This is a genomic window from Streptomyces sp. NPDC088812 (genome assembly GCF_044750285.1).
GTDB lineage: Bacteria > Actinomycetota > Actinomycetes > Streptomycetales > Streptomycetaceae > Streptomyces.
Map to the genome: position 1 here is coordinate 1 of NZ_JBIVJP010000068.1, position 1,731 is coordinate 1,731.

3 protein-coding genes are annotated in these 1,731 nt (G+C 65.9%); 2 read left to right on the forward strand and 1 reads right to left on the reverse strand.

The window, feature by feature from the left end; genetic code table 11:
- Nucleotides 1–177: 177 nt before the first annotated feature.
- Nucleotides 178–534, reverse strand: coding sequence for a type II toxin-antitoxin system RelE/ParE family toxin (locus ACIP67_RS43225; RefSeq protein ID WP_060775721.1), 357 nt, complete (start codon nucleotides 532–534; stop codon nucleotides 178–180).
- A gap of 131 nt (nucleotides 535–665) precedes the next feature.
- On the opposite strand from ACIP67_RS43225, the gene ACIP67_RS43230 reads away from it, so the two are divergent.
- Together ACIP67_RS43230 and ACIP67_RS43235 are read left to right on the forward strand one after the other, a co-directional pair.
- Nucleotides 666–1,022 carry a DMT family transporter gene (locus tag ACIP67_RS43230; protein ID WP_401700209.1) on the forward strand — a complete coding sequence of 119 codons (357 nt, stop codon included), beginning with the start codon at nucleotides 666–668 and terminating at the stop codon, nucleotides 1,020–1,022.
- Nucleotides 1,022–1,345 (forward strand): multidrug efflux SMR transporter, encoded by a 324-nt coding sequence (locus ACIP67_RS43235; RefSeq protein ID WP_144819320.1) that lies wholly within the window; start codon nucleotides 1,022–1,024, stop codon nucleotides 1,343–1,345. The genes ACIP67_RS43230 and ACIP67_RS43235 overlap by 1 nt, the downstream gene beginning before the upstream one ends.
- Nucleotides 1,346–1,731: the final 386 nt, after the last annotated feature.

A 1,731-nucleotide genomic window follows, 5' to 3' on the forward strand; every position in this document is an offset into this window, starting at 1 on the left:
AGGAGCATCTACATGACGTCAGGGCGGGCCGAGGAGCTGTTCATGGGGGTCCTTGCGTGCGGGGACCGCTGGGCGGTGAGCTGGTCGAGGGTGTGCATGGGGGCTCTCCTGGGTGCTGGGGGTGAGATGTAAGCAGTGCTGGTCTCAGGGGTGCTGCTCAGGTTCACGGTTTCGCTCTTAAGCACCGGGTGGGGTGCTGCGGAGCGCGTGGAGGTGGGCGTCGAGGCGTTCCTCGGCCAGGGGGATGTTCGTGGCGTACCACTTCTTCCAGGCCCCGGCCTTGTCCCCGGCCACCAACAGGATTGCCTGCCGGCGGGGGTCGAAGGCGAAGAGGATCCGGATCTCGCTGCGCCCGCTCGAGCCGGGGTGCAGCTCCTTAAGGTTCTTGTGCCTGGAGCCGGTGAGTGTGTCCACCAACGGTCGGTCCAGGGTCGGCCCGGGCTTGCTGGCGAGAGTTGTTGTCAATGACTGCTGAAACGCGAGCAGGAATCGACACCTGAAAACCGAGCAGGTGGGCCCAGCAAACAGCGGCATGAGCGCGTGTATGGCGGTGCATCCACGAAGCACGCCTCTCGGAAACGCGGGGACACCAGCGTCCAGCCGGTAGAATCATGAACAGACACGGCCGAGCCGCATGCAGGCGCTCGCCCCTTCCAGGAGAGACCATGACCAAATGGTTCCTGCTCGCCGGCGCCGTCGGTAGCGAAGTCATCGCATCGCTGTCACTCAAGGCAGCACTCACCCACCCCGCGCTGTACGCGGTCGTCCTGCTGGGCTACGTCTCAGCCTTCACCTTCCTCACCCTGGTACTGAAGCGCGGACTGGCCCTCGGTGTCGCTTACGGCATCTGGGGCGCGTTGGGTGTCGCCGCAACGGCGGTGCTGTCCGCCGTCCTGTTCGACGAACGGATCACGGCCATGATGGGGATTGGGATCGCCCTGGTGATCGCCGGCGTTCTGATGGTTGAACTGGGATCGCACCATACCCCCGACACCGACGAGCAGCAGGCGGGGGCAGCGTGATGCAGTGGCTATTCCTAGCCGGGGCCGTCCTGTCCGAGGTGGCTGCCACCCTGTGCCTGCGTGTGGCGGCCGCCGGCCGTCGTGGGTTCTACGCGGCCGTGGCCGTCGGTTACGTGCTGGCCTTTGTCTTCCTGACCCTCGCGCTGCGCGTCGGGATCGGGCTCGGTGTCGCCTACGGGATCTGGGCCGCCGCGGGGGTTGCCTTGACCGCGATCGCGTCCCATGTCCTATTCAAGGAACCCCTGACCCGCACCATGATCTTGGGGATCTTGCTGATCATGGCCGGTGTGCTGGTCATCGAAATCGGTTCCAGCTCCCACTGACCTGCGGCGGTGGCCGCGCCGCGCACTCATCGCCAAGGTGGTGATGTCACGCGCAACGTCTGATCGTGGCCGATCGGCGCGGATCAGTGGGGTGCCACCTTCCTCCGCGCCGGTTTAGTGACTAGCGTGCGGCGCATGAGCGGGGGTGCGCAGTCCGTCAGCGTCCGTGTGCATGGGGACTCGATTCTGGGGCAGGAGTGCCTGAAATCCATGATGTGGCCATGGAGTGTGGAGCGGCTCGGGTTGCCCTGTGTCGGTCTGTCGTGGGGGGTGCCGGGGGAGACGTTCAAGGTGCAGGGTGCCTATGCCCAGGAGCCGGTCCGGTATGAGGATCTCAACTTCCAGGAGATCGGTCTCGTGGGGGAGGACTTCGGCCGCGGGCGGCC

Excerpts from the sequence above, each read along its gene's own strand:
- ACIP67_RS43230 (WP_401700209.1), top strand. The coding sequence starts at position 666 with ATGACCAAATGGTTCCTGCTCGCCGGCGCCGTCGGTAGCGAAGTCATC.
- ACIP67_RS43225 (WP_060775721.1), bottom strand. The coding sequence starts at position 534 with ATGCCGCTGTTTGCTGGGCCCACCTGCTCGGTTTTCAGGTGTCGATTC.
- ACIP67_RS43235 (WP_144819320.1), top strand. The coding sequence starts at position 1,022 with ATGCAGTGGCTATTCCTAGCCGGGGCCGTCCTGTCCGAGGTGGCTGCC.